Raw genomic sequence first — 24,807 nt, 5'->3', positions numbered from 1 at the left:
GTCAAGCATTAAATAAAATATTCAATTACCTTTAGCACATTTTCTCCATATTTTTCGTTTATGAAATTATTTTATATATGTCAATAGATAAATGGAATATTTTTATAAAACTATCTTTTTAATACAAATTTTAATAAATAGAGCGACAACCTAAATTATCGCTCTTAAAAGTACGATACTGTATCAATATTTTTATTTGTCAATGAACTTAATTCTGGTTCCTCTGAAACTCCCAAGCCTAAAGGCATGGGGTTCTTAGGTACTAAATAATTTCTATATTATCTCGAAAGTATAATATCACTAATTATTTTCCCTAAAACTTTCACTATCAAAAATTGCTACCAATTTATTAACAATAGTATAACGCCCATTTCAAGGCGTTTTAATAACTTATATACCCATACTACTTAGATTCTTTAATCCTTGTAGTCTTAATATTTCTTTATTATGCAATTCTAAAAATCTATCAAAATCTTTTATACATAATTCATTATTAATGCTTTTTAAATCATTATTTACATTTTTAATTAAATAACTAGAATATAAATCTCTTTGAACTTTAATTTGTTCTTCATTATATTTAAAATAATTCCATCTTTGACTTAATTTCTTTTTATTATATTCTTGATTTAAATGATTATATTGAGATGCTTTCACTTCTCTAGTATTTATCTCATAATACAATCCACCTTTAGCTTTTAATTTATTTTTCAATATAGTTAAAAACATACTTGGTGCTTTATTTGCTAATGATTTACCAAATCTTTTCTTCCTTTTAAATTTACCCTTATCATTCTTTTCTGTGATTTTGCTACGTTTTTGTAATCCCTTATAGTTCATATCTTCTACATAAACAGTATCACAATTTCTTAGTATTTCATTAATCATTATATTATGGTCTTGTTCTCTTACATCTGCTTGTTTTCTATATAAATCTTTAAGGATATTCTTTGCTTTTATATACCTCTTTGAATAATTCCACTCCAATTTAATACCACGTTTGATAGTACCATTTTCATTAAAATTATTAGGATTAGTTGCTCTTTTACTTCTATCCATATATCTTAATATTTTTCTTTTTTCATTTTCTATATTTTGAACTCTAGGTACTAATTCTAATAATTTACAATCATAATCAGATATATAAGCAACTGTTTGAGTGCCAATATCAATACCACAAACGCCTAAACCTATATCATTCTTAACTTCACCTTGCTTATTAATTTTAATAGGTGGAATACCTTCTAATATTAATTGTAAAATGTATTTGTATTTTCCACGAACAAATTTTCTTTTAATTCTACAAAAACAAATTTTATCTCTTAAAGCATCTGTTTCATATTTATTATTAATATCTAATTTAACTGGTATTTCTAACCCATTCCATGAGAACATATTAGTTTCTATATTATATCTAATACCAGTACCATTAGATTTACCTTCCAAGGAATTCAATGGTTTGTTTATACCTTTAAAATGTACTTCTTCGCCTTTTCCAAATAAATTATCATTCAAGGAAATCCAAACTCTACTTGCTATCTTTTGGGCACTGAAACTATCTATATTCTTTTTAAAATGTCTTTGTATTGGTTTAACATCTGTATGAAGTGAATATTCATTTAATCTAAATTCTTTCAACATATCGTTTTTAATATTAAAATATGGTTTGTAAAGTTTATTTCTTTCTTTACCATCTTTGTGAACTTTGTATACATTTAATATATTATTTTGATTTTCTCTCCATCTTTTAGTTTTAATCATTTCTCTATATCTCTTTAAAGCTTGACCTAAAACAGCATTATATATTTTTCTTCCTATATCAAAACGCTTATCTAATATATCTTCTTGAAATAATTGAGTTTTTAACTTTAAATTTAAAACATATCTTTGTTTAGGAGTTTTACTCATGAATATTCACCTCACTTTCTAATATCTCTTTTTTTGATTTTCTACATATTTCTTTATTGTTTCACTACATACATTTCCAGCAGTTGAAACAAAATAACTTCTAGTCCACAAACTAGGCATTTTTGATAATTCTTGAAATTCATCTCTTAAAACTCTACTTGTCACACCTTTTATCTTTTGCATAATATCTGAAGGACTTAATGTAGGTAAACAATTTAAAAACATATACGTATGGTCTTTATCACACTCAATGGCTATTATTTCAATATCCAACTCCTTACATACATATTTGACTATATGCTTAAATCTTTCTTCTACATTAGGAATATTAAATATTTTTCTTCTATATCTAGGACAAAATACAAAATGATAATTAATTAAACTTACTGTTGTTTTTGTTTTTCTATAATTATTTTCCATATTTTTATTATATTATTATTTGTGTATGTAGTCAATACCTTTATACATTTTTATTTAAATTATTTTTTATATTATCTTGTGCTATCCATCCCACACCTGAAGGAGTGGGCTTTTCGCACATGTTTTGTAAATAATAAAATTATTATAGCAACTATTTTTGATGATTTAATCATTTTTGTAATAATATCTATTACTTTTTGCAATATAAATCAGCTCCTCATTTGATGAATATTATTATATTCCAATTATACCATAAAATATTATAAGTTTCAGTTTTTTCACAAATATATGTATTTATATTAAATTGTTTTATGTATATAAAGTAAAAACTTTTATTTATTAAATTTATTTATTTCATCTATTTTAGTTCTAAAAAATTCTATTCCTTCTATTGTGAAGACTGTTTGGCTGAATTCTCTACCTATTCTATCTACAATTTTTATATCCGTAAAATATCTAGTATCTTCTTGTGTGTATTTTGAAAATGCTTTTAACCTACCAGTAGGCTTATTTTTCTTATCACTTGTTTTTATCTGCCTATACATATATTTATTATGTATTAACCAGTTTTTGAACTGCTTTTCTTTTACACCAAGATTATTTTTAGCTTCTCTTAATCCGAATGTTGCATCTGAATCAGTTAAATTAATTACTTTTTTAACTGCTCTATCTCTTTCTTCTTTAATCTTCTTTTCTTTCTCATCCTTATATTGTTTTAATTTATTTACTGCCATAGCCTGTTCCATATCATCTTTAGCCATCATTATATTCAACATTAATTGCTTTTCTTCATCTATTTCATTTGTAATATTTTTAATTATTTGTTCATTTTCTGATATATCTAATAGTCTTGTTCTTATTTCTTTTGCTACATCACTTTCAGTTAACAACATAGCTATATTTAATATAGTTCTACGAATAAATATAGCTAATTGTGAGGTGAACTTTAATTTTTCAAGGGTAACTTCATCCTGAAGTTTACCTTTAAAATCTTTTAATTCTTTACCTTTTAAAATTTTTAACCCATTAGCTAATAATTCATCTTTATTTCTAAGCATTAAAGAATTAATAGCTTTCTCACCCACTTCAAAATAATCAGCAACCATCTGCATAGTCATGCATTTTCCATAAGGCAATAACATCACCTTCTTAACTTTATCTAATACCTCCACATTTTCTATTAATTTTTCTCTTAAATCTTTTCTTTCCATTATCTCTTCATTTCTCATAAAACACATTCCCTCTTTCTTTATTTTTGATTTTACCATCACGTTTTAAACGCAACGGTTTGATTTATTATTAATTTATGTCATCACCACAGTTTTATAACTGTGGCTGTTATATTGATTAATATTAATAAATTATTTTATGATATAATTATCTGAATAACCTATCATTTTCTGTATCTTATCTATATTCTTTTCTGTAATTTGCCCTGAAAAAACTATAGCATCATGAAATATAATTTTTATTTCTTTGCCCACAGTTACAGGATTTTTTCTGTTATAGAGATTTGTTTTGATATTAAATTGTTTTAACTTAAATTTTTTATTCATTTAAACACCGTTGCTGAAAACTATGTAAACTTTGCACTTCTTGTTTTATTTTACAAAGTTCTAGCTAGAAAGCCACTACCATTTAGGGTAGTTGGCAGTTGACAATAATTTATAATTTTGTGGATAATGCTATTATAAACACAAAGATAGTAGCAAATAGAAGTCCCTAAATAAATACCAATTGATAATATTAAAAACAATATTAAATATAGCATCTTTTAACTCCAATCTACAATTTTTTTTATAACAAAAGCAATAATACATATCCAGTTACAATTATGAAAATTACACTCACAGCATCTGAAATTGAATTAAGGAAATTTTTAAGTTTAATAAACCTATTCCATCTATTGTAAGCTTCTTTTTTAACGATCCAAGTCTTTCCTAAAATAGTGACTTTTAAACGGGTTTTATTACTTTTAGTATTTTTTTTACTATTATACTCTTGTGATAAAATTTCCATTTTATATCCTCCTTAATTATTAGATTGTTTTATATTATTAGGTATAAATTTAATTATACCCAATAACTCTATTGTTCTAGCATCAATCTTCTTATAATTGAAATATTCTTATCTGCCATTTTAGGACGTCTAGGAATTGGATATAATTCTTTTAATCTTTTATGAATTTCTTGATAACTTTTACCATCTTGTTGCATATATCCAACTCTACCTTCAATATCTCTTATATCATCGATATCTTGTACTGATAAATAATTTCTAACTGTATCATAGGATTTTAATTTTAATCCTAAAAAATCTTCTATCTTTTTTGCTGTCATTCCAAATAATAATTTATATACATAATTAGTTTCTCTAGCATAAGCATTATTTTTTACATCTTTTGGATTATGCCAAGGAAAATCACCTTTTTCAATAAAATATTTTATTGTATCGGTAGTTTTCTTTCTTTCTTTTTTACCTAACAATCTAAGCATATATTGTTCTGTATCATCCTTATTTAGAATTAATTCTTTCATTCTGAAGTAATCTCTAATTACTTTTTTATAAATAATCTTAGATTTTGTATCTTTCATTAAATTTATTAATAGAGAATAGCCTTGTTCAGATAAAATATATAAATTTTTAGCATTACCTATTTGTGATTGTGTATAAATTTTAGCTTTTTTTAGATTTGAAAACACCACGTTTGAAACGTCTTGTTTTAAATCTATTATATCAATACCAAAGTGAACCTCACATGGCTGAAGCCACGTGCTTCCCTCATTACTTTAGGATTTCCTGTTTCTACGACCTCGTAACCTACTATCTCCACAGGCGTAAATTTGGATAGTCCCTACCCTATTTTATTTATATAGTTTTATATTAACTAACTTTTTCTAATTCTAATTCTTTTAATCCTTGATTAAGTATATTTATACTTGCATTTTCATCCCTATCATGTTTTGTATTGCATTGTGGACATTCCCAAAATCTTATATTTAGATTTTTAGTATCTTCATTTTTATATCCACATACATTACATAATTGACTACTAGGATAATATCTATCTACTTTATGATACTTACGTCCATTCCATTCTGATTTATAAGTTAATTGTCTTGTTAATTCATACCATCCACAATCATGTATTGATTTAGCTAAATTATGATTTTTAACCATACCTTTAATATTAAGATTCTCACTAAATATAAGTTGGTTTTCCTTAATCATTTTATGAGAAATCTTATGTAAATTATCTTTTCTAGTATTAGTTATTTTTTCATGTAATCTAGCAATTTTTATTCTTTGTTTTTTCCAATTTTGACTACCTATTTTCTTTTTAGCAATTTGTCTTTGTAGTTTTGCTAACTTTTGTTCGTATTTATATGTTAATTTTTTATTATCTATTTTAGTACCATTTGATGTAATTAATAAATCTTTAATACCTAAATCCATAGCTATTTTATTATTATTTTGTTTTAATTCTTGATGTTCACATTCCACATTAAAACTAACAAAATATTTACCACTAGGAGTTTTAGATACTGTTGCAAATAATATTTTACCTTTAAATTCCCTGTGTAACTTAGCCTTTATCCATTTTAATTTAGGCAATTGAATTTTATTATTATTAAAATCTACCTTTATATTATTATTTGTAAAATTAGTAATATAAGAATAATAATGATTTTTCTTTGATTTAAACTTAGGAAATCCAATATGCTCAGTGAAAAATTTCTTATAAGCATTATCTAAATTGTAAATAGAATTAGTTAAAGCGAATTTATCTACTTCTTTAAGCCAAGGATATTCTTTTTTAAGTTCTCTATTACAATAATTATTACAAGTTGTTTTATTTTTTAGTTGTTTATTATCTTTATCTTCCTTATATAAATCTATTTTCTTTGCTAGTATTTGATTATATACGAATCTAACACATCCAAATGTTTTATTTAATTGTATTTCTTGTTTTTCAGTTGGATATATACGATATTTGAAACCTTTTATAACTGTATTCATAGATAAATTCACCTACCTTTCTATTTTTGTTTTTGACTTTGAATATATTGTTTTATTTGTTCTTCTGTATTTTCTGATACAGTAGCTACGAAATAACTAGGATTCCACAAATGTCCTCCCCATAGTTTCTTTTTTAATTCATTGCCATATTCTTTCATTAATAATCTAGCACTAACACCTTTTAATGCTCTCATAAGGTTCGGAATATAATGCTGAGGACTACATTCTATTAATAAATGTATATGGTCTAAATCTCCATTGATTTCTAATATTTTAAAATTATTATCACTTGCTATTTTATTTAATATTTCTATCAATTTATTTTCTATTTCATCAGTTAATATTTTATGTCTATATTTCACACACCATACTATATGGTATTCTATAGAATATACGTATCCTCTGCCTTTATGCATTTCTGACATATGTTATTCACCTCTATATATAATATAACATATGTATATTAGTAAATCAAGTATTTATAGTGTATTTATTATAAGTTTATATTAACATATGTCGCCACTAACTCATGACTGAAGTCACGAGAGTGCGTGGCGATTCTTCAAAATATTTATCTCCACTATCTAGAATAATATTATTATTAATTAGTTCATTTATTCTTGCTACTTTTTTAGTTATATCTTTTTTATCATTCGGATTGTCACAATGGAGTTTTGCAATCTGTGGTACTGTTAATATTTTTTGACCTTGACCAAAACCACCATACAATTCTTTAATTTTGATAGGAATATCAGAAATTTCGACTTCATTTCCAGTACATACTATATCCCATTTTAATTGTTCTTTTACATCAGACATTTTATCACCCTTACCTTTCGTATACCATTATTATTTTTTAAAATTATTTTTATTTAATATTAGTAGCTTAAGATTAAATTTTTACTACAATCTTTATAAAATAATGTTAAGACACCATCTAAACTTTTATTAAATTTAATTAATTCACCTTTTTCTATTTTAATTTTATAATTATGTATTATATCCATTTGTCCCGTAGCTTCTTGTATAAGTAAGTCGGCTATAATAAGAATTACATTATTATTATCCTGAATTTTAATATTAAACATAGTAGGCACATCATTATTTGTGTTCCAACTTATCATAGAAGTTTTTCTTAATACATTTAATAAATTTTTTATCATATTTAACACATCCCTATTATAATATTTGCAAGGTTTGGATTAATTGGTTTGTTTTACCTTACAAATATATAATACACCTTATAGTTGCGTATGTCAATACTTATTTATGAATATTTTAGTAAAATTATATAATAATACTAATCTTCCTTTTCATAATAAAAAATATCTGTAAATTCTACCCCTAAAACATCTGCAATTTTAAACCCCAGTTCAATAGTAGTTTTATATCTATTATTAATTATATTAGATATAGTAGATTTATTAACTCCTACATGTTTGGCTAACCATACTTGCTTTATACCTTTGCCATCTATTATTTCTTTTAATCTATTTTTTACTGCCATAATTATCCTCCAAAATTAAATATTATAATACAATAATTATAACATAGTTAGCTAAATGCATATATTATTAGAATTATAAAACATATAATAAAAAACAAATTTTATCACCTCTGTATTGATTAATACGCTTTTAGATTTAATTCTTTTATCATTTATCTACCTGATTAAAATTATAAATTATTTTTTATTGATTGCTTTGTGTCTTAATCCTTGCAGGTGTCAAAATAGATTTTTTGAATTGAATTTGATTGATGTATTTTCTTTCTATACTTATAAGTATAACACTTTTATCCATATTGTCAAGAAATTATTAAATTATTTTATATTAAAGAAAATCTTTTATTGTATCCACAAAATGCTATTCTAAGCTGTTTTAAACGATTTTAATTTTATAGGTGTTATTATACCCCTACTGAACCTTTGCACAAGCTAAAGCTTGGCAAATAGTGTGGTGAGATTCATTCTAGTAGAAAAACAAAAATAAGTAGCTAATTTTAAATTAGCTACTTAAGAATATCTTTATTTATTATTCAATTGGTTTTTATAATTTTCTTGCAAAAAGTCTAAAAGCTTATCAATTGCTGGGTCTTCTGGCATATTTAACGCTTCATCTATATTAAAATTTTCATCATTAGTAATGAAATGATATAATATTTCATTATTAATTTCTTCAATTTTTGTACATTTAATAGGTGTTAAATTTTTAGTCATAAATCTATCACCTATTTTATATTCTTTATCTGTAGGTATTTTATTTTTGCCACATACTATATATTTTTCCACAATAAAACACTCCTTAATATCTATATTTTATACTTATTCAATACTTCGATAATAAATACTTATTTCACTATCATTTCTAACCCTTCTTTGAAACATTCTTCCTTCTCCCATTTATCTATATATGAAACTTTCTTCACACCTTTAATTTTTATGCTAACCTTATCTAACCAATGCAAATTACTCATAAGTCCTGAACTTGATTCTGTTAATATAAATTTCTTTATATTTGCTTTTACAAGCTCATCTTTAAAATTTTTTAATTCATCTATGTTATTACTGATAAAACCTAAATCATTAATTACTAATTCATTATACTTATTATTTTGAGTATGAATATACCCTCGCAACAAATATTCATTCCCTTTTGCATTTTCTATGCCTTTTTCCAAATATTCATTTTTATACATGTTTTCCCAACTCCTCTTATATTTATTATAACATCTTTTTTATCTTCTAGCAGTAAAGATTATAAATACTTAAAATCAAACCCTTTGTAATCTTTCATTTGTTGTTGAATTATTTTATATAGTTGGATATAATTTTTAGTTATACCCAACTTTTTATTGATATATTTTAATATACTGTATTTTCCCATGACTCAATTATGTGAATAGCTTTTTCATAATCCATTGGATTTATATCTTTATATGTACTTACCATTAAAGTGTCATTTAAATTATTCCATAATCTTTTAAAATACATTCTTGAATTCTTTTTATATTCTTTTGTTTGAATACTTCCACCTGATAATTCTTTAACTCTATTTCTAGCTAATTTATTTAATTTTTGTGCTTGATAACTATTAATTACAGAGTTATCTATTAAAGTATCTAACGTTTCTCTAGTTTGATGTAATTCATTTGTTAAACCTTGTACATTGTCTTGAAGTTCTACTATTTTACCTTTTAATCCTATTTCATTGTAGAAATCTTTCTTCTTTTCTTCCGTACCCATAAAAGCATCATGAAGAACTTTTGCACATTGTAATTGATATTTAATTAACTTTTCTATTACTCTTGGATTTTCTTTCTGCATTTTTGGAGTTAATGTTATTTTAGCTAACCATAGAGTAACTAAATCTTCGTGTAAACATACAGTTTCCTGTTTTCCTCCTCTTGAAGGTAGTACAAAATTTCGGACACCTTTATTTAAAACTAAATCATCTGATAATTTTTCGACTTGATATTTTGATTGTCTTTCATTAAATCCAATATCTAAACAAGCCTTTTTAACACCTAAATAAATATTATTTTCTTTTGTTTTAATGCCTAACAATTCATCTCCATTAAAATTAATTAATTTTGTTTCCATTTGTTCTTTTTTCATTTAATACACTCTCCTCATTAATAAATATTTTTTAAATTATTTTTATTTTATATTAACAATTTAATATTAATTCTTTGTTATAATCATTACAAAATATTGTTAAGATATCATCTAAACTTTTATTAAATTTAGTCAAATTATTTTTATTTATTTTTAATTCGTAATTATGTAAGATATTCATTTCTGCTGTAGCTTCTTGTACGAGTACATTCCCTATCATAATAATTTCATTGTTGGTATTTTTAACTTTAATATTAAACATAGTAGGCACATCATCATTTGTGACCCAACTTATCATAGATGTCTTTTTTAATACATTTAATAAATTTTTTATCATAATTTATCAATCCTTTATTATAATATTTGCAAGGTGTTTATTTTTTACTTAATTTCCTTCAATCACCTTACAAATATTATAATACACCTATTAATTAAGAATGTCAATATATAATTTGCTATATTTTAAAATTTATCTTTCCTTTATTTAAAATATAAATTTCTATTCTTTCACTACCTTTATCTCGTATAGTTCCTCTGGCTTACAATTAAGAAAAGTTGAAAATAATCCTATAGTCTTTATAGTTAAATTTGTTGAGTTTACAGCTCCATCTAATGACTGTCTTGTTTTATATCCCAATTGTTTAGCAATCCATGTCTTTGTCGCTCCTGTATTATTAATATATTCATCTATCTTTACACCTATTTTATTTATAACTTCAATTTTTATCATTGTCTCTATAATCTCCTTTTAATATTAGCTTTGTTATATAATTTATTTTATCATAATTCTAATAGTATTGTAAAAATAGAAGTCATTAGTATATTTTAACTTAATTTATTTTATAAATTCTCAATTAGTGATTCTTCAATATTTAAATCCCAACTATTTTTACAGTTAAGGATATTATTTATATCATTTTTAGTCAACATTTGCAATTTACACTCTGTTAAATTAAAAGTTAATATGTTTTTACCTACTTTGTTAAGTTCGTCAAACAAATCCTCTTGTAAATAATGAGATAAACCACAACCAAGACTATATTCTGTTAAGCCATTCTTATATTCATATGGTATATTGAAAACATGATAAGTATCTTTTATTTGTCTTTGTTTTTTATTAAATTTATCTATTATTATAAATAATTCTTTAGTTACATCTTTACATATATTATTTTTGTTATCTAAATAGAACCACCTAGTTTTTATTACTTTGCAACTTGAATTATTTATACATCCTATTAATTTATTCATTTTTGAACAACTCCTTTTATTTTTATTAAATTATTTTGAATTACTATGTAAGTTTTCATTTCCTCCTGACACTTATTATATTACACTATATTATATACAATGTCAATAGAATTTATCAAATTATTTTTAATTTAATAAAACCTTTTATTTTTAATACAAAACTTGTTCTAACCTGTTTTAAACGGTTTTAATTTTATAAGTGTAATTATACTATAATATATTCTAAATGCCTTTAAATCCCTTCTAGTAAAGTAAGATAATATAAAAAAGCTGATATTACTCAGCTTTTGAAGTTATTGTATATTCCTTTTTTAATTTAACTTGCTCCATTTTAAATTATTTTCTTTTGCATATTTCATTAAACAATTATACATATTTTCTTCTAAATTATCTAAATCCGCTTTATCATCTAATGGCTTATAATCACTATACCATCCCCCGTTACTACAATGGTCTTCAGAACATTTGGAACAAACATAGTAATCTAGTGATTTTACACCGTCAACATTATCAACATTCAATTCTATAGCAATATTTCCGAACTCTAAATCTGCTAAAATTTCCTTATCTTGATTTTTATAATTTTTAAAATATTCTTCTATGTTATTTACATATTTTGAATATTTATATATATTCATTAATTTTGCTTTTTCAAAATTAATATTATAATGCTCCATTAAATACACCTCCTAAAATTTTTATTGTAAAATATCTCCTTGATTAATTTTATCTATCATATTATTATAAGCTTCTGGATATTTCCCTCGCCATGCTTTATAGTCTTTTAATAACCATTTAGCATTATTTTTATTTAATTCCTTTTCAAATTCCTTAATTGTAATTTTACTCGCAGGCATAGGCATATTAGTAACTTTTTTATAATATATAATGATTCCTGTATTAGTATTTATATTTGCATATTCTCCTTTATTATTTAAAGGTTTTAATTGATAAATACCTTTTTTAAGTTCTTTATAATTATTTATTAATTTTTTCATTTCTCAACAACTCCCTTTTATTTAATTTCTGTCCTTATCTTTAATTATATTTTATCAAATTGTTTTATATAAGTCAATAGTAATTATTTATATTTTAAAATTATTTTTAATAAAATTTGACATTTATTACATCATATTAACCCCATGCAAGAATACATAAAAAGATTAATAAGAAAATATATAATAAATTTCCCACTGAAACCAAAATACATGTTTTTATTTTGGTTAACCTATTCTCATAAAAACTTTACATATGCCCTTAAATATCTCATTTCTATTTTTTATCATTTTTTTTGTTATATACTCGTCAAACACCCAATTATTACTATCTTTAAGCATTTCTTCATATTGAATATTATAATATTGATATGGATGCTTAGATTTTACTTCTTCTTCACTTAATATTAAATCTTTACAATTAAAACAAGACTCTTTATCAAACTCCACATAAAAATATTGATTGTTTTCGTATTGTATGTTAGGCTCTCCAATCTGTCTTTTGTATTTGCTTGTAAATTCATTAAGAAACTTATTTGTATTTTGTGAATGTTTCATAATAGTCATACAATCTTGTTTTTTATAAGATTCACCTGCAAATTCCATAGCCTCTTTTTCTGTATTAAATTTTATAATAAATCATCCTTTTCATTTCATTTTTATAAAACCTACCTTTTATTAAATTATATTATATACGATTATCTTCTTTTAGCTTCTAAACATTCTTTATGACCAACATAATTATTACATCTATGACAGGTATATCCGTTATCAATTTCTTCATTTTCTTCATATTTAAGATATCTTGCTTCATCTTGAAGGAATACTTCACTAACATGTTTACCACAACATTTACATTTGCCGTATTTACTTGAACTTGCTTGAAGAGATGATATTCTGTACTTATATCCTGTTTTTGTTAGTTCATATTCCCATATCTGATTACTAACTTTATCAGTAATAATATATTTTTTTAATTTTAAAACTTCCTCTGCATATTCGTCCGCTTTGTCTCTAGTTTGAAAAGTTAAATTATTAGTGTTATTAATTATATACTTTTTCATATTCGATAACCACCTTTTAAATTATTTGTTATTATAGGAGTTACAGGACTTTTTCTGTTGTATAGGATTTAAAATAATCCCTATAACCCCTATAATTATTTATATCTTAATCTATATTATTGCATGACATATGATATTCTGCCCATTCTTGAGCAGTCCAATCTTTTGTATATTCCTTCATTTCCAAGTCGTGCAAATCTTCCTCTGAAACTCCCAAGCCTAAAGGCATGGGGTTCTTAGGTACTAAATAACTTCTATATTACCTCGAAAGTATAATATCACTAATTATTTTCCCTAAGACTTTCACTATCAAACAGTCCCATGACCATATTAACGATAGTATAACGCCCGTTTTAAGACGTTTATTGTTTTTTATATTCCCATACTACTTAAATTACTTAATCCTTGTAGTCTTAATATTTCTTTGTTATGCATTTTTAGAAATTTATCAAAATCTTTTATACATAATTCATTATTTATACTTTTTAAATCATCATTTACATTTTTTATTAAATATGCACTATAAATATCTCTCTGAACTTTAATTTGTTCTTCATTATAATTAAAATAATTCCATCTTTGACTTAATTTCTTTTTATTATATTCTTGATTTAAATGATTATATTGAGATGCTTTAACTTCTCTAGTATTTACCTCTTTATATAAACCACCCTTAGCTTTTAATTTATTTTGTAACATAGTTAAAAACATACTTGGTGCTTTATTTGCTAATGATTTACCAAAACGTTTCTTTCTTTTAAACTTACCCTTATCATTCTTTTCTGTGATTTTGCTACGTTTTTGTAATCCCTTATAGTTCATATCTTCTACATAAACAGTATCACAATTTCTTAGTATTTCATTAATCATTATATTATGGTCTTGTTCTCTTACATCTGCTTGTTTTCTATATAAATCTTTAAGGATATTCTTTGCTTTTATATACCTCTTTGAATAATTCCACTCCAATTTAATACCACGTTTGATAGTACCATTTTCATTAAAATTATTAGGATTAGTTGCTCTTTTACTTCTATCCATATATCTTAATATTTTTCTTTTTTCATTTTCTATATTTTGAACTCTAGGTACTAATTCTAATAATTTACAATCATAATCAGATATATAAGCAACTGTTTGAGTGCCAATATCAATACCACAAACGCCTAAACCTATATCATTCTTAACTTCACCTTGCTTATTAATTTTAATAGGAGGAATTCCTTCTAATATTAATTGTAAAATGTATTTGTATTTTCCACGAACAAATTTTCTTTTAATTCTACAAAAACAAATTTTATCTCTTAAAGCATCTGTTTCATATTTATTATTAATATCTAATTTAACTGGTATTTCTAACCCATTCCATGAGAACATATTAGTTTCTATATTATATCTAATACCAGTACCATTAGATTTACCTTCCAAGGAATTCAATGGTTTGTTTATACCTTTAAAATGTACTTCTTCGCCTTTTCCAAATAAATTATCATTCAAGGAAATCCAAACTCTACTTGCTATCTTTTGGGCACTGAAACTATCTATATTCTTTTTAAAATGTCTTTGTATTGGTTTAACATCTGCGTGAAGTGAATATTCATTTAATCTAAATTCTTTCAACATATCGTTTTTAATATTAAAATATGGTTTGTAAAGTTTATTTCTTTCTTTACCATCTTTGTGAACTTTGTATACATTTAATATATTATTTTGATTTTCTCTCCATCTTTTAGTTTTAATCATTTCTCTATATCTCTTTAAAGCTTGACCTAAAACAGCATTATATATTTTTCTTCCTATATCAAAACGCTTATCTAATATATCTTCTTGAAATAATTGAGTTTTTAACTTTAAATTTAAAACATATCTTTGTTTAGGAGTTTTACTCATGAATATTCACCTCACTTTCTAATATCTTGTTTTTTGATTTTCTACATATCTTTTAATAGTTTCACTACACACATTTCCAGCAGTTGAAACAAAATAGCTTCTAGTCCATAAACTAGGCATCTTTGATAATTCCTTAAATTCATCTCTTAATATCCTACTTGTTACACCTTTTATTTTTTGCATTATATCTGAGGGGCTTAATGTTGGAAGACAATTTAGAAACATATGTGTATGGTCTTTATCACATTCAATAGCAATTATTTCAATATTCAACTCCTTACATATATATTTGACTATATGTTTAAACCTATCTTCTACATTAGGAATATTAAATATTTTCCTTCTATATCTTGGACAAAACACAAAATGATAATTAATTAAACTTACTGTTGTTTTAGTACTTCTATAATTATTTTCCATAAGTATATTATATAACTTATTGTGTATGTAGTCAATATATTTATACACAATTATTAAAAATGTTTTTTATATTATTGTGTGCTATCCATCCCACACCTGAAGGAGTGGGCTTTCCGCACATGATTGTAAATCGTCTAAACTATCACTAATACCATTCATCATGTTGCCTATATCATGTATTATATTTTGAATTTTGTTCTTTGTTACTTCTGATTCTGCTGTATCTCTTAGATTTATTAAACTATCTATTTTTATACCTTTGAATAAATTGCTTTTAACCTCTTGAATTTTGTTCCAATCCTTGTGATAACCTTCTATATTATTATTCATTTAAAACAACTCCTTTGATTTTTTATTTACCAACTACTAATCTGCAAGTAATATACCTCTTTTTAAATTTCCACTTTTAAATAATTCCATGTTACTTACCCAAACCGTACCCATCGGAGCAGTTAAAGCACCATTTAATTCTTTCCACCCTTTTGGAATAGTCTTATAAATATCAATATTGTGTTCTTTTGCGTATTCTCTTATTTTTCTATGCTTTTCTTCTGTTGCTGTTTCTCCTTTAGCTGCTGAAAATAGTCTGTAAACCTCATTAATTAATTTTTCCTTATTCTCTTCTGTAGCTTCAAACATCCAATCAAAATTTATAACATTTCTTCCATTTTCTCTTTTGCTTTGTGGGTTATACATACCATAACTGTTTCCTTCTGTATCTTCGACATACGTTTGAATGCTCCAATACGTTTCTAAAACCCTGTCAATATATCCTTCTTTTTTCCATAGTTTAGGTAGTGAATTTTTATCTTTCTTCCAATCTTCACATAAAGACAATTCAAGAATTAATTTTTCACCTTTTTCATTTACATCTGTAAATTTATAAAACCAAACTGTTTCGGCTGTTTGCTCAATTATATAATCTTTTTTCATTTATGTAACAACTCCTCTTTAAATTTTTATATCAATTATCAAAGCTTTTCTGTTATAGAATTTTTATTTTTGATAACTCATATTAAAATTTAAATTTAGGCTATAGGCTTAAATCTGTTATATGTCTATAGCCTAGGATTTTATTTCTATTCAGAATAAATTATAGTATAAACTAACTGGATTATGTTTGCCCTACCATTATTATGATAATAAGCATCTACAGTATTAACGTTTAAACTTATCAATGTTTTATTTTCTAAAAATTTATTTAATATTTTTTCAATATCACTATAAGGTACTAATTTTTTTACTTGTTTTTTATACCATTCTCTAATTAAATCTTCACCACTTGCATGATATGCAAAATTAGAAACTTCAAAATTAAACACTTTTATTTTTGTCATTGTGAATCCTCCTGTTAATATAAGATATTTTGATTTAAAATCTACATTTTAAGTTATTCTATTCTATTCTATTTCATCTTTGTAAATATCTATAAAATATTTTTTCTTTGGATATTCTTGTAATAGTATTGCGAATGTTCCATACTCTTTATTATATTCATTAACGGCTTGATATGCTTCATCATGTGAAGCAGTTTTTAAAACCGTTTTAATTGTATTTCCTGTTTTTTTCTCTCTAATATCTGCACAAAATATCATATAAAACCCTCCTAATTGGAATTCATTAAATTATTTTAAGTTACCAGTTATAATTTATAGCTTGTTTTAAACAATCCTCTAATATACAAAACTCCAATTCTTTAGCAGTAACTAATAGATTATTTACGTTAAAGCCTTGTATTAACTCTTTAATGTAATTTATATATTTTTCACTTTTAACAGCTTCTTTCGGCTTTATGTTATTACAACATATATAATCTCCTGTTAGGTCTACAAATGTATTAAAATCATCTTCAACACCTTCAAATTTTTCACTGTATTTATGAGCAAAAACTAAATCTTTGTTATCTTTTAAATCTGAATATGTCCATCTATTCAATAATGTATGTGTTATTTCTTTAGTATCTTTTATTACTTCTTTTTTATGTGTGTCTTTAAATTTATAACTATCAAAAATGAAAAATGTTTCATTTTCTATTAAAATAATTCTATCTACTTTTTTAGCTCTTGGACGTTGTATATACATATATAATGCATTTCTATATTGTGCAAAATTGCTAAAATAATAACCTTTTAAAACTCCTTTGTATAAAGTTGGTACTAAATCGTGTGATTTTAAAATTGATACCTTTTGACCTATTTTTAAATTTAATATTTTCATTTATGTAACAACTCCCGTTTATTTAATTATTAAATTGTTTTGAATTATTATTTATTTTTTCTATCTCCTTACTACAATTATAATATTACACTATATTATAAGTAATGTCAATGCTTTTTATTAAATTATTTTTAATTTAATAAAAAATATTTATTCTAATCTAAAACTTAATGTAAGGACTTTTAAACGATTTTAATTTTACAAATATAATTACACCTTAAATTGATTTAAATGGTTTTAAAAGCCTTCTGGTAAAGTCATTATATGATAAAATTTATTTTTTATATTAATACTAGTTTAAGCAATTTCTAGCATATTACCAAATTTATTTTTAATTTCTTTTACAAACTCTTCTTTATAGTTTTTTACAAAATCTATATTATAAATTATGCCCTGTCTGCTTCTAAAAATAAACTATAACATGATTTAAACTATCTAAATCATAATGTCTATATCCATCTTCTTCTGTTTTTTCATTTTTGATATTGTATACTAAATCAAAGTTTAATACATTACTGTACCCTTCCTCATCTATAACATTAATTCCTATTCTAATATCCTCTAAACCTTCGGGAGTTGTTTCGTCTGAACTACATTGTGAAAATGTGATTATTTTCTCCCATTCACTACTTGATATTTCAAGAACTTTTTTAAATTCTTCTTCAGTTTTTATTTCTCCAAAATCTATATTTTTAATTTCTTCTAATTTATTTAACATTTTAAAACACCTCTTTATTAAAATTTAAATCTAATTTGCTTTGACATTACTATAATACCAGATCCAACACTCCAATTTATATTATCTTCCTCCGTATAAGTTGAACATGAAAAATTTATAAATTCTTTAAACTGGTCAGAACGCATAAAAGTATCTCTATCTCTTTGTAATTGTTTTTCCCATAGTTGCTCATTTTCACCATGATTATTATTGTGTCTATCTTGAATTATCCCGTTTTCTATACTATATTTTCCAAAAGATATTAAAGCGATTTTGTTCTTTTCCCTAAAATTACCCGTTAACTCTGTATTATTAATTTTATTATATTCCTTATACATTTTTTGAAATGCTTTTTTAATTTCCTTCATATAATCCCACCTCTTTTTATTAATATAAAAGTTGTAATTTATAGCATAGTATAGTAGATTTAAATCTACTATACTAATTCTATGTTAGTAATTTTTATTATACTTTCTATTAAATTTTCTTTATCTAGCTCTATTATATCAAACTCAACATTTAAATTCCAACTATCTATTATTTTATAAGATATACTTTTATTTTCTAAAATATCTTTTACTGCATTATTTTTAAAAGGTGTTGTAGTATCTAAATTATCACATAGTTCATTTTCTCTTTTTAATAATTCAAGATATTCACTTTTATTATATACATTTCCTATAATTTCATTTACAAATATTTTCATTTTAAAACAACTCCTTACTATTTAATTTATTAATCCCCTATCACACTTATAATTATACCATAATCAAATTATTTTGCAATAGGTTTTTGTAAATTATTAAACTATTTTATATTTACATGAATTTTGTATATAATTAATTCTAAGACGATATAAGACTATTATATTTTTATACATACAAATACATTAATAATTAATTTAAATCTATTCTGGAGCATCTCAGAAGGTTATTTATTATTATCATTGTATAATGTAATGTCAAACCCGTCTGTATCTGTGAATATATCTGCTACTTCTTCTTTTTTAGAAGTTGCTTCTATTATTTTATCATTTATATATTCATCTATTTCCTTCCCAAATCTTTCTTGAATGACAGCATAGCTAATAGTGTACGGAAACCCCTCTAGTGTGCTTTCTTCTTGTACTGTTTTTACAATGTAATTAGATATTTCTTCAAATAAATTTTTATTCATTTTAACACAACTCCTTTTATGTCTATTAAATTGTTTATATTTATCTTACAATTATTATTATACTCTTATCAGATAAAATGTCAATGGATTTTATAGAATTATTTTACATGAATTATTAAAACTTTTCTGTTATATCGAATTTTTATAATTCTATTTTAATATATCTTTTTTACTATAATCTTTTAATACGTCCTTTTCTTTTTTCTTGTTTGTAAGTAGTTTTATTAAATCTTTATTGCATTCTTCTTTTGTATTATATTCATTCAAAATTTTACATAAACAATAATTATTATCTGTTACTTTATGAATCACATATCCGTTTTTTTTGTTCTCCTTTAAATCCATTTTAAAACTCCTTATAGTTTATTATAATTTTTATTATAACATATACATTAGTTAAGTTAAAGTTAAAATAAAGGGCTTTAAAGCCCTTTTATACTATTGCTAAAGCATCATTTATATTTATGCTTACACCTTCTTGATGCATTTCTGTTTTAATCCAATTTGCTAAATCTATAAAATTTTCTATATCCTTTTCTGTTAAGGTATTAAGTTGTAAAGTTAGAATTGTTATATTATCATATACAACTTTTTTAAGATCTTCTGAATACCAACTGCCTTGAGTGTTATAATATTTTAAATTAACATCATTATATAAATTTTGCAATTGATTAATACAAAATTCTATGTATTTACTATTATCTGTTTTATTATTTACATTTATTGTGTCTGGCACAAACAAACTTATTTTATTATTTTCTTTGTTTATGTTTATATACTCGTCTTTTTCTATATTGCTATATATTCCACTTTCAAACTTTGTAGCTCCACCATTTTCTAAAGCCCCAGATTCCAAAGACTGTACTTTTTTAACACCTCCTAAGAAAAAATTAAAATTGAATTTTTTAGAATTTAATTTCATTTTCAAACAACTCCCTTTATTTTTATTAAATTATTTTTCACATTAATACTAACTTATTTTATTGTTAAAATATCTTTTATTTTTCTAAATAATTTTCTATCATATTTTTTATTTGTTCGTGTGCTATATTTGTTGCAGTTTTTAAATTATATTCATATGTGTTGCATAAATCCTCAAATTCTACAATATCATCATATTTTTGGTTGTATACTATCTCATTTAATCCTTGCCCATGATAAGCAACGAATAAACTAACTTTGTCATTGTATATAAATGCTCCACATCTCCAGAGCCTCCAACCAAAAGGATTATCCTCCCTGCATTCTTTTAAAAACTCTCTTACTTCTTTTTTAGTTACTTTTTTCATTTTAACACCCTCCCTTTTTATCTATAATTATTTAAATTAATAACTTTTTCGTTTTCTATTGCTTTTAATATTTCCTCAAATTGACTTGCAAATCCTTTCATATAATTTATTAAATTATTTTTTATTAATTGATTTATGTTCTTACACTTGCAGTTGTTAACCTGAAATGATTTAATTGAGTTTATTAGATGAGTTTATATTTTTTTGATTCATTATCTTAAGACATCATATGAATAAATTTATTTTCTATATTAATCTATTCCTAAAATATCTCTTAACCTTTAATTATATTATACACTTATAACAACATATTGTCAACTAGTTTATTGAATTATTTTGTATTTAAATAAAAAAATATAGTAGCTTAAAAACTACTATAAAAATATATATTAAGTTATCTTTTTTTATTAATGAATAATAATATTAAGTTTATTATAGTTAAGACTATTATTAATATATTTTTACTATAAATACTATAAATTAAAAATAAAATTAAAGTTGATAGCAAAATTTTCCTGTTGTTTTTTATTCCCATCATGATATAATGAATTTAGGTGGGAAAAGGCTTAACGCCCTTTCCTGTGATTTTTAGTTCTTTTAGACCTTTTAGACTTTTTCTTATGTTTTTTATTATGTATGTCTTTTAACTGCGAAATTAGAATCCATACATTTAATAAAGCACATAAGAAGTCTAAAAGGTCTTTTATTGTACCTAAATTCACGTTTTGCACCTCCTTTACTACACTTTTATTATATCAAATTATTTTATATTTGTCAAGGTTTTCTACCATTTTATATAATTATTCCCAAGTTTTTTGCACTTATAAAACGTTTAAATGTTATTTAATTAAATTGTTTTAAAGTAATAATAGCAATAATGAGTTAATAGTAATTATTTATTAGATACATATATTAAGTAGTATAGATATTTAAATAGTATAATATATTTTTGGATAATAAGAAGTGTTCGTGTAAAAGAACTTTGTTGCAATAAAATCCGATGTAAAGTTTACTTTACATTTATAATAATATAAACACTATATATAAATAATTTATAAAAATAAAATTAAATAGTATTTAATAATAACTATCTTTCTTATATTTTAAGTATGCAATTTTTAAAAATAGACTTGCAAAGTATTTTATATGCTTAAAACCTTCCTACGTCCTTTCTAAGCGTTTATTTTTTCAAAGGTATAAATACTCATACATTTTATCTAGAACAATCTCGAAGTATTTTAGAGAGCCTATTATTAAATATGATATAAGCTTTATATGTATATATAAAAAGTAATAATATAAATATAAAATAGTAAAAAATGGATAATAAGTTTAGCTTAATGTATATTAAGCTGAATTATTATGTAAACCTATATACGGGGGTATATTTACATTTATTATTAATCAATAATCATTATTAATTGTCGCAACACTTCTATTCACACCACACAGTTAATTTTTCAATCTCGACAAAACCTTATAATATCAAGGTTTGTACACATTTTGACAGTAACCCAAAATACAAAAAACAAAATCGAACAAACCCTTTAATATCAACGTTTATATTACTTACAACCTTTCTATCGATAAAGTAGTTTTTACCAATAAAAGTAGTTTAAACATTAATATTAATACATTTGTTCGATTTTGCTATATTTTAAATTAAATTTTCTTAAAAAATACTTAAAACAACTCAATCTTATTGAGAACATTAGTTTGTACCGATAAATCTCTAATAAAAACTTAAATAATTAATATACTTAAAATTAATTGGTCATTCTAAAACCTGCTTTTGCCATAGCATTAATTAATTTTATGAACTCTAATAATGTTAAACTATATCCTCCTAATCCAATTAAATTTGCATAATCAACGTTTCCCTGTTTTATTATTCTCTTAATAACAAAAGTAATAGAGAAAAATATAAAAATTTTTATATAGTAGGCTTTATATGAATACAAATGTGCTAAAAAGATTCCATATAGAATTAAATCCATAAATTTTCCTCCCTAAATATATTATTAAATTTATTGACCTAATGTAGCCACTTCTTCAAAAACTTTTATAATACAACCTATTACTGTGGAGCTTAACATACTAATAACTACAATACCAATCATATTTGCCTCATCAATTTTACCCATTTGAGATAATATTTTTTGTACTATTACACCACCAACTGAAATTGAACCCATAGTAATTATTATCCCCATTGACATAAAAATACCTCCTTTATTAAATATAACAATTATTATATAAATCCAATTAATTTACTAACTTATGGCTTTTTATAAAATGTATTTTACAATTATTTTGCTTTTTTTGACTTATACTTCTCAAAATTAATTACTTTACTATTGTTATTAATAGAATACTTCACTCTCTTGTATTGAGAGATATTTTTATTAATCTTTTTAATAATTGAGAATACAAAAGCCAATATCATGTTAATTAATTGCACAATATTGCAAATAAATTCAAATAAAAAGTCACACAATTTACTAAAACTTCTTTTATAATATTTAAATTTAATTTTTTTAATGTGCAATGTTTTTATAAATAAAGTACCTAATAAAATATAAATTAAGTTCATCAAAAACTCCTCCATCGGTTTATTTTTTAATTTTTACTCTTTCGTTAATCAATTTAAATTTTGTTTATGTATCTAACATTTGTTTTTAACTTTCTTAATAAATATCAAATATTATAATTAAAAAAACTTATATAATATATTTATATATAACTTTAAATAAATAACAATATAGAATTTATTATTAAAAATTTTATTAATTTATTATAATAAAACTTACTTTTACAGGAAGATAGCATCCAGCCCTTTACCTATTTAAGTATTTGTTACTATAATAAATTGGATAAAATACTCAATAATAAATATATATTATTATAATTTTAGTTACTAAATATATCTTTAGTTTTTATTAGTATTTAATAATATTATGAAAGTTTAAACTTTTGAGAATGTATCTATCTTTTGTGATATGTATTGTATTACATTTTATCAGAGGGTTATTTTACTATCGCTTATAACCCTCTATTTAGAAATTTAAAACCATTATATATCAATGTTATTTTATGAGGTAAGTGTGGTCTTGAGGTTGTATAATGACATGTTGGGGTAATACATTGTGGTATGGATTACAAATTATATAAAGATATTTGTAAAGTTATCTAAGTTAAAATTCAATTGTATGACTTTGATATCATCGTTAATGTATAATTTTTTTTTATGTTTAACATCGTCTATAACAATTAAATGGGGAAATAATTCTAAATTTTCTCCTCCAAGCTGATTATATATATATTTACTTAAATCATGAGCTTCGTTTGAATTGAAGATTTGTATATATTTATCTACTTCAATATTTTTAGTTCTTACGACTTCTATAATATCAAATATAACTTTATTACCAATAATATAACAACAATAAGCATCGCTGAAATACTTATTATTTAACCAAGGTTGCTCCTGCTTAAAGTATACAATTTTAGCCCCATGTTTTATTAAATTTGAATAATAATCTAAGGTTAATAAATTATGAAAATTAAGTTTTTTGTTTATATAATAAACATTTCTACCTCCACAATTAAAATCTCTAACTGCCATTTTAAGTTTTCCATAATTAGTTAGTTTTGCTAAATGTCTTCTAGCCATTTCATATCCTTTATCTTGTCTATTATAGAACATATTTTGGCATTGTTTAATTGTTATAGAACCATATTCTTCAACAAATTGTAGTATTTTATGATCTTCATCTGTATAATATATTCTCAAAGGCATAAGAGTCACTCCTTTTATAAACAA

At 23.4% G+C, this 24,807-nt stretch carries 40 protein-coding genes; all 40 read right to left on the bottom strand.

Annotated elements, in window-relative coordinates:
- Positions 1-390: 390 nt before the first annotated feature.
- The gene (locus EJL03_RS13560) at positions 391-1,908 is read right to left on the bottom strand and encodes a transposase (protein ID WP_125154512.1); all 1,518 of its coding nucleotides are present in this window, start codon (positions 1,906-1,908) and stop codon (positions 391-393) included.
- Between the two features lie 18 nt (positions 1,909-1,926).
- On the bottom strand, positions 1,927-2,328 hold the full coding sequence (tnpA, locus tag EJL03_RS13555; RefSeq protein WP_125154511.1) for an IS200/IS605 family transposase: 402 nt from the start codon (positions 2,326-2,328) through the stop codon (positions 1,927-1,929).
- Positions 2,329-2,660: 332 nt separating this feature from the next.
- On the bottom strand, positions 2,661-3,557 hold the full coding sequence (locus EJL03_RS13550) for a phage antirepressor KilAC domain-containing protein (protein WP_164509099.1): 897 nt from the start codon (positions 3,555-3,557) through the stop codon (positions 2,661-2,663).
- 132 nt (positions 3,558-3,689) lie between these two features.
- Positions 3,690-3,884: a hypothetical protein gene (locus EJL03_RS13545; protein WP_125154509.1), complete on the bottom strand. Its 195-nt coding sequence runs from the start codon at positions 3,882-3,884 to the stop codon at positions 3,690-3,692.
- A 241-nt stretch (positions 3,885-4,125) separates the two neighbouring features.
- A complete protein-coding gene (locus EJL03_RS13540) occupies positions 4,126-4,347 on the bottom strand; it encodes a hypothetical protein (protein WP_125154508.1) in 222 nt (73 codons plus the stop codon).
- A gap of 68 nt (positions 4,348-4,415) precedes the next feature.
- The gene (locus EJL03_RS13535) at positions 4,416-5,033 is read right to left on the bottom strand and encodes a hypothetical protein (RefSeq protein WP_125154507.1); all 618 of its coding nucleotides are present in this window, start codon (positions 5,031-5,033) and stop codon (positions 4,416-4,418) included.
- Positions 5,034-5,211: 178 nt separating this feature from the next.
- Positions 5,212-6,348: an IS200/IS605 family element RNA-guided endonuclease TnpB gene (gene tnpB, locus EJL03_RS13530; protein WP_125154506.1), complete on the bottom strand. Its 1,137-nt coding sequence runs from the start codon at positions 6,346-6,348 to the stop codon at positions 5,212-5,214.
- Positions 6,349-6,368: 20 nt separating this feature from the next.
- On the bottom strand, positions 6,369-6,773 hold the full coding sequence (tnpA, locus tag EJL03_RS13525) for an IS200/IS605 family transposase (RefSeq protein WP_125154505.1): 405 nt from the start codon (positions 6,771-6,773) through the stop codon (positions 6,369-6,371).
- Positions 6,774-6,870: 97 nt separating this feature from the next.
- Entirely contained in the window at positions 6,871-7,167 is a 297-nt protein-coding gene (locus EJL03_RS13520; protein WP_125154504.1) for a hypothetical protein, read from the bottom strand.
- 59 nt (positions 7,168-7,226) lie between these two features.
- Positions 7,227-7,511: a hypothetical protein gene (locus tag EJL03_RS13515; protein ID WP_125154503.1), complete on the bottom strand. Its 285-nt coding sequence runs from the start codon at positions 7,509-7,511 to the stop codon at positions 7,227-7,229.
- 137 nt (positions 7,512-7,648) lie between these two features.
- A complete protein-coding gene (locus EJL03_RS13510; protein ID WP_125154502.1) occupies positions 7,649-7,855 on the bottom strand; it encodes a helix-turn-helix transcriptional regulator in 207 nt (68 codons plus the stop codon).
- A 519-nt stretch (positions 7,856-8,374) separates the two neighbouring features.
- Positions 8,375-8,638 carry a hypothetical protein gene (locus EJL03_RS13505; protein ID WP_125154501.1) on the bottom strand — a complete coding sequence of 88 codons (264 nt, stop codon included), beginning with the start codon at positions 8,636-8,638 and terminating at the stop codon, positions 8,375-8,377.
- Between the two features lie 59 nt (positions 8,639-8,697).
- Positions 8,698-9,045 (bottom strand): hypothetical protein, encoded by a 348-nt coding sequence (locus EJL03_RS13500; RefSeq protein WP_125154500.1) that lies wholly within the window; start codon positions 9,043-9,045, stop codon positions 8,698-8,700.
- Between the two features lie 166 nt (positions 9,046-9,211).
- Positions 9,212-9,964, bottom strand: a complete 753-nt coding sequence (locus EJL03_RS13495) for a phage antirepressor N-terminal domain-containing protein (RefSeq protein ID WP_125154499.1) — start codon at positions 9,962-9,964, stop codon at positions 9,212-9,214.
- A gap of 52 nt (positions 9,965-10,016) precedes the next feature.
- Positions 10,017-10,301 carry a hypothetical protein gene (locus EJL03_RS13490; protein ID WP_125154498.1) on the bottom strand — a complete coding sequence of 95 codons (285 nt, stop codon included), beginning with the start codon at positions 10,299-10,301 and terminating at the stop codon, positions 10,017-10,019.
- A 162-nt stretch (positions 10,302-10,463) separates the two neighbouring features.
- Positions 10,464-10,694 (bottom strand): hypothetical protein, encoded by a 231-nt coding sequence (locus tag EJL03_RS13485; RefSeq protein ID WP_125154497.1) that lies wholly within the window; start codon positions 10,692-10,694, stop codon positions 10,464-10,466.
- 110 nt (positions 10,695-10,804) lie between these two features.
- Positions 10,805-11,215 (bottom strand): hypothetical protein, encoded by a 411-nt coding sequence (locus EJL03_RS13480; protein ID WP_125154496.1) that lies wholly within the window; start codon positions 11,213-11,215, stop codon positions 10,805-10,807.
- Between the two features lie 311 nt (positions 11,216-11,526).
- Positions 11,527-11,892, bottom strand: coding sequence for a hypothetical protein (locus tag EJL03_RS13475; RefSeq protein WP_125154495.1), 366 nt, complete (start codon positions 11,890-11,892; stop codon positions 11,527-11,529).
- Positions 11,893-11,913: 21 nt separating this feature from the next.
- The gene (locus tag EJL03_RS13470) at positions 11,914-12,213 is read right to left on the bottom strand and encodes a hypothetical protein (RefSeq protein ID WP_125154494.1); all 300 of its coding nucleotides are present in this window, start codon (positions 12,211-12,213) and stop codon (positions 11,914-11,916) included.
- A gap of 225 nt (positions 12,214-12,438) precedes the next feature.
- Positions 12,439-12,816 carry a hypothetical protein gene (locus EJL03_RS13465; protein WP_125154493.1) on the bottom strand — a complete coding sequence of 126 codons (378 nt, stop codon included), beginning with the start codon at positions 12,814-12,816 and terminating at the stop codon, positions 12,439-12,441.
- A gap of 92 nt (positions 12,817-12,908) precedes the next feature.
- Positions 12,909-13,274: a hypothetical protein gene (locus tag EJL03_RS13460; RefSeq protein WP_125154492.1), complete on the bottom strand. Its 366-nt coding sequence runs from the start codon at positions 13,272-13,274 to the stop codon at positions 12,909-12,911.
- Between the two features lie 106 nt (positions 13,275-13,380).
- Positions 13,381-13,503: a hypothetical protein gene (locus EJL03_RS16635; protein ID WP_279222083.1), complete on the bottom strand. Its 123-nt coding sequence runs from the start codon at positions 13,501-13,503 to the stop codon at positions 13,381-13,383.
- Positions 13,504-13,646: 143 nt separating this feature from the next.
- Complete coding sequence (locus tag EJL03_RS13455; protein ID WP_125154491.1) at positions 13,647-15,164, bottom strand: transposase; 1,518 nt, start codon at positions 15,162-15,164, stop codon at positions 13,647-13,649.
- A gap of 18 nt (positions 15,165-15,182) precedes the next feature.
- Positions 15,183-15,584: an IS200/IS605 family transposase gene (gene tnpA, locus EJL03_RS13450; protein WP_125154490.1), complete on the bottom strand. Its 402-nt coding sequence runs from the start codon at positions 15,582-15,584 to the stop codon at positions 15,183-15,185.
- Between the two features lie 81 nt (positions 15,585-15,665).
- Positions 15,666-15,914 carry a hypothetical protein gene (locus tag EJL03_RS13445; protein WP_125154489.1) on the bottom strand — a complete coding sequence of 83 codons (249 nt, stop codon included), beginning with the start codon at positions 15,912-15,914 and terminating at the stop codon, positions 15,666-15,668.
- Positions 15,915-15,950: 36 nt separating this feature from the next.
- A complete protein-coding gene (locus EJL03_RS13440; RefSeq protein ID WP_125154488.1) occupies positions 15,951-16,517 on the bottom strand; it encodes a hypothetical protein in 567 nt (188 codons plus the stop codon).
- 146 nt (positions 16,518-16,663) lie between these two features.
- Positions 16,664-16,921: a hypothetical protein gene (locus tag EJL03_RS13435; protein WP_125154487.1), complete on the bottom strand. Its 258-nt coding sequence runs from the start codon at positions 16,919-16,921 to the stop codon at positions 16,664-16,666.
- A gap of 63 nt (positions 16,922-16,984) precedes the next feature.
- The gene (locus EJL03_RS13430) at positions 16,985-17,179 is read right to left on the bottom strand and encodes a hypothetical protein (RefSeq protein WP_125154486.1); all 195 of its coding nucleotides are present in this window, start codon (positions 17,177-17,179) and stop codon (positions 16,985-16,987) included.
- Between the two features lie 40 nt (positions 17,180-17,219).
- Positions 17,220-17,801: a hypothetical protein gene (locus EJL03_RS13425; protein WP_125154485.1), complete on the bottom strand. Its 582-nt coding sequence runs from the start codon at positions 17,799-17,801 to the stop codon at positions 17,220-17,222.
- Between the two features lie 403 nt (positions 17,802-18,204).
- Entirely contained in the window at positions 18,205-18,519 is a 315-nt protein-coding gene (locus EJL03_RS13420) for a hypothetical protein (protein ID WP_125154484.1), read from the bottom strand.
- A gap of 17 nt (positions 18,520-18,536) precedes the next feature.
- Positions 18,537-18,887: a hypothetical protein gene (locus EJL03_RS13415; RefSeq protein ID WP_125154483.1), complete on the bottom strand. Its 351-nt coding sequence runs from the start codon at positions 18,885-18,887 to the stop codon at positions 18,537-18,539.
- Positions 18,888-18,955: 68 nt separating this feature from the next.
- Positions 18,956-19,225, bottom strand: coding sequence for a hypothetical protein (locus EJL03_RS13410; RefSeq protein WP_125154482.1), 270 nt, complete (start codon positions 19,223-19,225; stop codon positions 18,956-18,958).
- 224 nt (positions 19,226-19,449) lie between these two features.
- Complete coding sequence (locus tag EJL03_RS13405; RefSeq protein WP_125154481.1) at positions 19,450-19,695, bottom strand: hypothetical protein; 246 nt, start codon at positions 19,693-19,695, stop codon at positions 19,450-19,452.
- Positions 19,696-19,845: 150 nt separating this feature from the next.
- On the bottom strand, positions 19,846-20,040 hold the full coding sequence (locus EJL03_RS13400; RefSeq protein WP_125154480.1) for a hypothetical protein: 195 nt from the start codon (positions 20,038-20,040) through the stop codon (positions 19,846-19,848).
- 88 nt (positions 20,041-20,128) lie between these two features.
- Positions 20,129-20,617, bottom strand: a complete 489-nt coding sequence (locus tag EJL03_RS13395) for a hypothetical protein (protein WP_125154479.1) — start codon at positions 20,615-20,617, stop codon at positions 20,129-20,131.
- Between the two features lie 76 nt (positions 20,618-20,693).
- A complete protein-coding gene (locus tag EJL03_RS13390; RefSeq protein ID WP_125154478.1) occupies positions 20,694-20,984 on the bottom strand; it encodes a hypothetical protein in 291 nt (96 codons plus the stop codon).
- A 566-nt stretch (positions 20,985-21,550) separates the two neighbouring features.
- The gene (locus tag EJL03_RS16185) at positions 21,551-21,706 is read right to left on the bottom strand and encodes a hypothetical protein (protein WP_164509098.1); all 156 of its coding nucleotides are present in this window, start codon (positions 21,704-21,706) and stop codon (positions 21,551-21,553) included.
- Positions 21,707-22,750: 1,044 nt separating this feature from the next.
- Positions 22,751-22,981, bottom strand: coding sequence for a hypothetical protein (locus EJL03_RS13385; protein ID WP_125154477.1), 231 nt, complete (start codon positions 22,979-22,981; stop codon positions 22,751-22,753).
- Between the two features lie 30 nt (positions 22,982-23,011).
- On the bottom strand, positions 23,012-23,203 hold the full coding sequence (locus EJL03_RS13380; protein ID WP_125154476.1) for a hypothetical protein: 192 nt from the start codon (positions 23,201-23,203) through the stop codon (positions 23,012-23,014).
- A gap of 944 nt (positions 23,204-24,147) precedes the next feature.
- The gene (locus EJL03_RS13375; protein ID WP_125154475.1) at positions 24,148-24,783 is read right to left on the bottom strand and encodes a hypothetical protein; all 636 of its coding nucleotides are present in this window, start codon (positions 24,781-24,783) and stop codon (positions 24,148-24,150) included.
- Positions 24,784-24,807: the final 24 nt, after the last annotated feature.

This window comes from Clostridium rectalis, assembly GCF_900626095.1.
Taxonomy (GTDB): Bacteria; Bacillota; Clostridia; order Clostridiales; family Clostridiaceae; genus Clostridium_AS; species Clostridium_AS rectalis.
This window is presented reverse-complemented; position numbering and strand designations above follow the sequence as displayed.

What these genes read in the sequence shown, in the direction of transcription:
- EJL03_RS13420 (WP_125154484.1), bottom strand. Translation starts at nt 18,519, where the DNA reads ATGTTAAATAAATTAGAAGAAATTAAAAATATAGATTTTGGAGAAATA.
- EJL03_RS13560 (WP_125154512.1), bottom strand. Translation starts at nt 1,908, where the DNA reads ATGAGTAAAACTCCTAAACAAAGATATGTTTTAAATTTAAAGTTAAAA.
- EJL03_RS13465 (WP_125154493.1), bottom strand. Translation starts at nt 12,816, where the DNA reads ATGGAATTTGCAGGTGAATCTTATAAAAAACAAGATTGTATGACTATT.
- EJL03_RS13390 (WP_125154478.1), bottom strand. Translation starts at nt 20,984, where the DNA reads ATGAAAAAAGTAACTAAAAAAGAAGTAAGAGAGTTTTTAAAAGAATGC.
- EJL03_RS13540 (WP_125154508.1), bottom strand. Translation starts at nt 4,347, where the DNA reads ATGGAAATTTTATCACAAGAGTATAATAGTAAAAAAAATACTAAAAGT.
- EJL03_RS13455 (WP_125154491.1), bottom strand. Translation starts at nt 15,164, where the DNA reads ATGAGTAAAACTCCTAAACAAAGATATGTTTTAAATTTAAAGTTAAAA.
- EJL03_RS13475 (WP_125154495.1), bottom strand. Translation starts at nt 11,892, where the DNA reads ATGGAGCATTATAATATTAATTTTGAAAAAGCAAAATTAATGAATATA.
- EJL03_RS13385 (WP_125154477.1), bottom strand. Translation starts at nt 22,981, where the DNA reads ATGGATTTAATTCTATATGGAATCTTTTTAGCACATTTGTATTCATAT.
- EJL03_RS13380 (WP_125154476.1), bottom strand. Translation starts at nt 23,203, where the DNA reads ATGTCAATGGGGATAATAATTACTATGGGTTCAATTTCAGTTGGTGGT.
- EJL03_RS13415 (WP_125154483.1), bottom strand. Translation starts at nt 18,887, where the DNA reads ATGAAGGAAATTAAAAAAGCATTTCAAAAAATGTATAAGGAATATAAT.
- EJL03_RS13425 (WP_125154485.1), bottom strand. Translation starts at nt 17,801, where the DNA reads ATGAAAATATTAAATTTAAAAATAGGTCAAAAGGTATCAATTTTAAAA.
- EJL03_RS13435 (WP_125154487.1), bottom strand. Translation starts at nt 16,921, where the DNA reads ATGACAAAAATAAAAGTGTTTAATTTTGAAGTTTCTAATTTTGCATAT.
- EJL03_RS13445 (WP_125154489.1), bottom strand. Translation starts at nt 15,914, where the DNA reads ATGAATAATAATATAGAAGGTTATCACAAGGATTGGAACAAAATTCAA.
- EJL03_RS13520 (WP_125154504.1), bottom strand. Translation starts at nt 7,167, where the DNA reads ATGTCTGATGTAAAAGAACAATTAAAATGGGATATAGTATGTACTGGA.
- tnpA (WP_125154490.1), bottom strand. Translation starts at nt 15,584, where the DNA reads ATGGAAAATAATTATAGAAGTACTAAAACAACAGTAAGTTTAATTAAT.
- tnpB (WP_125154506.1), bottom strand. Translation starts at nt 6,348, where the DNA reads ATGAATACAGTTATAAAAGGTTTCAAATATCGTATATATCCAACTGAA.
- EJL03_RS13430 (WP_125154486.1), bottom strand. Translation starts at nt 17,179, where the DNA reads ATGATATTTTGTGCAGATATTAGAGAGAAAAAAACAGGAAATACAATT.
- EJL03_RS13515 (WP_125154503.1), bottom strand. Translation starts at nt 7,511, where the DNA reads ATGATAAAAAATTTATTAAATGTATTAAGAAAAACTTCTATGATAAGT.
- EJL03_RS13375 (WP_125154475.1), bottom strand. Translation starts at nt 24,783, where the DNA reads ATGCCTTTGAGAATATATTATACAGATGAAGATCATAAAATACTACAA.
- EJL03_RS13490 (WP_125154498.1), bottom strand. Translation starts at nt 10,301, where the DNA reads ATGATAAAAAATTTATTAAATGTATTAAAAAAGACATCTATGATAAGT.
- EJL03_RS16635 (WP_279222083.1), bottom strand. Translation starts at nt 13,503, where the DNA reads ATGCCTTTAGGCTTGGGAGTTTCAGAGGAAGATTTGCACGACTTGGAA.
- EJL03_RS13545 (WP_125154509.1), bottom strand. Translation starts at nt 3,884, where the DNA reads ATGAATAAAAAATTTAAGTTAAAACAATTTAATATCAAAACAAATCTC.
- EJL03_RS13470 (WP_125154494.1), bottom strand. Translation starts at nt 12,213, where the DNA reads ATGAAAAAATTAATAAATAATTATAAAGAACTTAAAAAAGGTATTTAT.
- EJL03_RS13410 (WP_125154482.1), bottom strand. Translation starts at nt 19,225, where the DNA reads ATGAAAATATTTGTAAATGAAATTATAGGAAATGTATATAATAAAAGT.
- EJL03_RS13395 (WP_125154479.1), bottom strand. Translation starts at nt 20,617, where the DNA reads ATGAAATTAAATTCTAAAAAATTCAATTTTAATTTTTTCTTAGGAGGT.
- EJL03_RS13495 (WP_125154499.1), bottom strand. Translation starts at nt 9,964, where the DNA reads ATGAAAAAAGAACAAATGGAAACAAAATTAATTAATTTTAATGGAGAT.
- tnpA (WP_125154511.1), bottom strand. Translation starts at nt 2,328, where the DNA reads ATGGAAAATAATTATAGAAAAACAAAAACAACAGTAAGTTTAATTAAT.
- EJL03_RS13460 (WP_125154492.1), bottom strand. Translation starts at nt 13,274, where the DNA reads ATGAAAAAGTATATAATTAATAACACTAATAATTTAACTTTTCAAACT.
- EJL03_RS13480 (WP_125154496.1), bottom strand. Translation starts at nt 11,215, where the DNA reads ATGAATAAATTAATAGGATGTATAAATAATTCAAGTTGCAAAGTAATA.
- tnpA (WP_125154505.1), bottom strand. Translation starts at nt 6,773, where the DNA reads ATGTCAGAAATGCATAAAGGCAGAGGATACGTATATTCTATAGAATAC.
- EJL03_RS13400 (WP_125154480.1), bottom strand. Translation starts at nt 20,040, where the DNA reads ATGGATTTAAAGGAGAACAAAAAAAACGGATATGTGATTCATAAAGTA.
- EJL03_RS13440 (WP_125154488.1), bottom strand. Translation starts at nt 16,517, where the DNA reads ATGAAAAAAGATTATATAATTGAGCAAACAGCCGAAACAGTTTGGTTT.
- EJL03_RS13550 (WP_164509099.1), bottom strand. Translation starts at nt 3,557, where the DNA reads ATGAGAAATGAAGAGATAATGGAAAGAAAAGATTTAAGAGAAAAATTA.
- EJL03_RS13485 (WP_125154497.1), bottom strand. Translation starts at nt 10,694, where the DNA reads ATGATAAAAATTGAAGTTATAAATAAAATAGGTGTAAAGATAGATGAA.
- EJL03_RS13405 (WP_125154481.1), bottom strand. Translation starts at nt 19,695, where the DNA reads ATGAATAAAAATTTATTTGAAGAAATATCTAATTACATTGTAAAAACA.
- EJL03_RS13500 (WP_125154500.1), bottom strand. Translation starts at nt 9,045, where the DNA reads ATGTATAAAAATGAATATTTGGAAAAAGGCATAGAAAATGCAAAAGGG.
- EJL03_RS13510 (WP_125154502.1), bottom strand. Translation starts at nt 7,855, where the DNA reads ATGGCAGTAAAAAATAGATTAAAAGAAATAATAGATGGCAAAGGTATA.